General features: G+C 41.8%; 2 protein-coding genes and 2 pseudogenes. 2 read left to right on the top strand and 2 right to left on the bottom strand.

The window, feature by feature from the left end; translation table 11 throughout:
• Positions 1 to 186 (top strand): annotated as a pseudogene (locus ENTHG_RS25220) (Shedu immune nuclease family protein); the annotation flags it as partial.
• A 379-nt stretch (positions 187 to 565) separates the two neighbouring features.
• On the opposite strand, the gene ENTHG_RS26235 reads toward ENTHG_RS25220, so the two are convergent.
• Entirely contained in the window at positions 566 to 1,495 is a 930-nt protein-coding gene (locus tag ENTHG_RS26235) for a hypothetical protein (RefSeq protein ID WP_237567538.1), read from the bottom strand.
• 98 nt (positions 1,496 to 1,593) lie between these two features.
• Entirely contained in the window at positions 1,594 to 2,904 is a 1,311-nt protein-coding gene (locus tag ENTHG_RS26230) for a hypothetical protein (RefSeq protein WP_237567537.1), read from the bottom strand.
• Positions 2,905 to 3,143: 239 nt separating this feature from the next.
• Here ENTHG_RS26230 and ENTHG_RS23315 point away from each other — a divergent pair.
• Positions 3,144 to 3,928: pseudogene (locus tag ENTHG_RS23315) on the top strand (tyrosine-type recombinase/integrase); the annotation flags it as partial.

Raw genomic sequence — 3,928 nt, 5'->3', positions numbered from 1 at the left:
TCGAAAGAGTTTGTTGATGAAGGGATATTTTCATGGATGAACATAGATTATTTAGCAATTACACAAAGCATATATGATGATGCAGTCGCAAAATCAGGTAGTTGGCATCACTATACAAGTACAGGAAATGGATTTGTAAAAGCAATGGATTATGCTCTCCCCCGAATTAAGATAATTCAAGAATAAAAAACAGTAAATTGGTTTGCATAATGACGTTATGCTAAAGAGGCCGTTCAAGAAGATAATCCCTCAGCGGCCATTTCTATTGAGTTTGTGATTGTACAGTTCTAATTAGTTGTGACAATAATTGTAACTGTAATATTCTGAAGGCACTTTTTTGGCATGAAAAATAAAATATTTGTGCCGTGGGAAATTATAAATGGGGCATGGCAGCCCCATTTTTCATACCGATTCATCAAGGAAATACTTAGAAGTATCATCCTGTTTAGGTTGATATGTCTTTTTCGCAGAATGAAGGACCCTTCCTAACTCTTTTCTTAACTCGGGTAAACGCTCCCGAAGAGGATTAGAACACCATTGTGAAGGCAGCCCTCTAATAATAGCCTCAGAACAAAGCGGAGAAATAAGTTTTCCATTTGATAATAAAACTTTTCGCTCGGCTTACACGCATCGTGATCCTTTTTATTACATCTCTTTCAGACTCAATTTTCCCGCTCAGATCTCTCAATTTTCCCCATGTCTTAGCATCAGCTATATATGTATCATAAAGCATACATTCTATGAATGTGAAATTACTAATAAGTTCTTTTGCAATATAACCACCCAACCGAGATGGTATGAAACTTGATGAAGCTGTAGGCTCACCGTGATTTACAGTGAATAAAAATCTCTTATTGCATAAATCAACAAGTACGCGATGTGTAAAAGAGTCACCTACACCAATCATTCTTAACTTTTCAGTTATTACCGAGCCATCAATTTGTCGGAATGCAGGATCGCTAGCGTACGAAACTATAACATTAAGAACGTACAGCCTTAATAATTGCATTTGAGTCACTGCTAAATTCGAATCAAATGGGTTAGCAATAGTCGATGTTGACTCGCTATATGTCAATTCAGTACCCAGTAAAATGGCTCTGAATGCCTCATGTCGGGGAAGAAGATATCTTCCTTGTTCTCTAAAGATTTGTACTGCCTTACCTGGGCTCGTATAACCCCTTTCCAGGAACTCACGAGTCATGCGTAATGCCAATCGCACATCATCCGTCGCAAGTACCTCAATACGTGTCCCAATCTCACTTCCCAGTACAGACCCACTGATAATATCGACTAATTGTGATATATCATCCAAGGCAACTTTAGCCCCATTTTCTGCGATGAAATTACCACTTTTGTTACTGGTCATATATTTTACTAGAGCAAATCTTTTTGCAATTACACTGCTAATTCTTGGTGGATCTATTTGTATAACTTCAAAATCAAAAGCATCTATAGCCGGAGAATTTTTATGCTTGATAAAAGTAGACTGCCTCAATGAGAGCACAAGGTTTAATGAAAGTGCCCGCGATATTGAAAATGATTCCGTAAATATTCGGGACTGAATATCATCAAGTTCAATTTGATCAACGTTATCTATAACAAGGAAAAAGATGTTATTTTTGTAACGTGATTAATTATTTTATCAACATAAGGTTTGATGTTTTTATATTGCTCATATAAAAAATCGGAGATTCGAGAGTTTTTTTGCTCTTCGCTCAATAGAAAAAGAGGCCCCGACTTAATTGCTTCAATATCTTCTCTAAATGCATCAAATACAAACTCCTGACTACTTAAGATTGGATGCCTATTGATGTATTCAAGAATTGATTTGTAGATAAAATCTACTATTGAACTTTGTGATGGATTATCAAGGAAATCTATATGAAGCCAATGTGGTGTCAATGTATCTTCTTTATTTGAAAAAATCTCTTTTATTCTGACCTTTCTCATGTAATGAAGAAAGGTTGTTTTACCTGCCCCCACAGTCCCGAGTAGCAAGATTGCTAGAGGTTTGCTGTCCTTGATGTGTATCTTTTTCTTTCCTTTCACCTGAAACTTATCGATTATTCTTTGTGTATCTTTATCATTTAAACCTTTTAATACCTCACCATTCAGAACATTTGAACGCCTACCAATATTCATCCTAATTTTACTGTCGAATCGCATAGTTTCTGGCGTTGAAACATAACATTTTTCAAAGGAATCTTCATCTAAGTAAAGTATGGAATCCGAAAATGCTAATCTTAACTCATCGGCAATTAAATGATATATCGGGTTATTTGTCTGAGTTCTATTTTGCTGCGAATAAAAATTCCTTAACTTTCTAAACTCGATTTGATTTTCGACGCGACCTAAGAGAGCTGTTTCCAGACTTCCTGATATTACATTTTCACGACTAAGCAAATCATAGAATTCTTGATAATTCTCATGTAAACAATCTTCAAGTGACCAGAAAACAAGCGCTATTGAATCATTAAATTTAACATTATCATGCCTCTGGGCAGGAAAACATGCCCAGACATTTCCATTCGTAGCGACGGCATAATCTATACCAAATTTTCTTGCGTAGTCTCTGGCTTGTATTATTGCTTCACCAAGATCACACTGTAAAAAACCATTACTAAGCTTTACTTTCCTTTTTCCTGGCGTGACAGTGAAGCTAGGTCCTGCCTTTTTAGCTTCCACAACAAGCGCAATATTGGCTGTTTTTAGTATATAATCAGCATAGGTTGTCAAACCATCCTCAGTGACATGTTCTTCTGGTTTGATATCACTATCAGTCCACATCAAGACTTCCTTTAAGACCCGATCTATCACTTTTAGTCTTGTAGCGGCTTCATTTGCGTTTTCTAATTGCAAATGATGATAAGTAGATAAGATATCCGAAATAGATGTTTTACCCATAAATTATTCTCTCTAGAAAATTCTAACGAAAAAGTTCTGAATGGTCTTATGGTATTAAGGAATGATATCTGAGCTATGTCACGTCTGATGCTATCCTATTTTTATTTTTTTTATAATCTTTTTCTACTTATTAAAATGTACGTTTGAAAAAGTAGGGATTGATGAGTAGACTTGGGGGCACTGTCCGGTTGCATTTTTCACACAGCGCAGCAGGCATTTTTCTTTGCGGAGATCACTTCATGTCACCTGATGATGGCCAGCAACTGCTTCCCCGGTCGCCGGACGGCTTTTCCGGCGACACACGGCCGCCTGTACTACACGGTGACAGTGTCACCCCTGTCAATCCCGCACAGGCTTATCTCCTGTCACTGAACTCGGCGCGCAGCCGGCAGACTATGGCCTCTTTTCTGAATATCGTGGCCGGCATGCTCGGCGCCGGCTCCCTGCAGGACTGCAGCTGGGGTGCCCTGCGGCGGCATCATGTGCTGGCCATCATCGAGCTGCTGAGGGATGCCGGCCGCGCCGTGGCCACGGTCAACACCTATCTGTCCGCGCTCAAGGGAGTGGCCGGTGAAGCCTGGATGCTGAAACTGATGGATGTGGAGAGTTACCAGCATATCCGTGCGGTACGCCAGGTGCGGGGCAGCACGCTTCCCCGCGGCAGGGCCCTGAAACGGGAGGAGATCCGTGCGCTTTTTGCGGTGTGTGAGGCAGATCGCGGCAGCGCCGGCCTGCGTGACGCGGCCCTGCTGGCGGTTATCCTTGGCTGCGGTCTGCGCAGGTCGGAGGCTGTGTCCCTCAGCTATGAAGATATGCTGCCGGGCGAACGGGCCCTCAGGGGTACTGGGAAAGGGAAACAAGGCGCGGCTGGCCTATGTCCCGGACGGCGCCTGGCAGCGTCTGCTGCTGTGGGTGGATCAGATCCGGGGGGAGTCACCCGGCGCACTGTTTACCCGCATACGCCGGCATGATGACGTACGGTCTGACCGGCTTACCGACCAGGCGGTGTACCATATCCTCCAGG

The sequence above is a fragment of the Phytobacter massiliensis JC163 genome (genome assembly GCF_000321045.1).
Taxonomy (GTDB): Bacteria; Pseudomonadota; Gammaproteobacteria; order Enterobacterales; family Enterobacteriaceae; genus Phytobacter_A; species Phytobacter_A massiliensis.
Note: the sequence above shows the minus strand (reverse complement) of the source record. Positions and strands in the feature narration are given on the sequence as shown.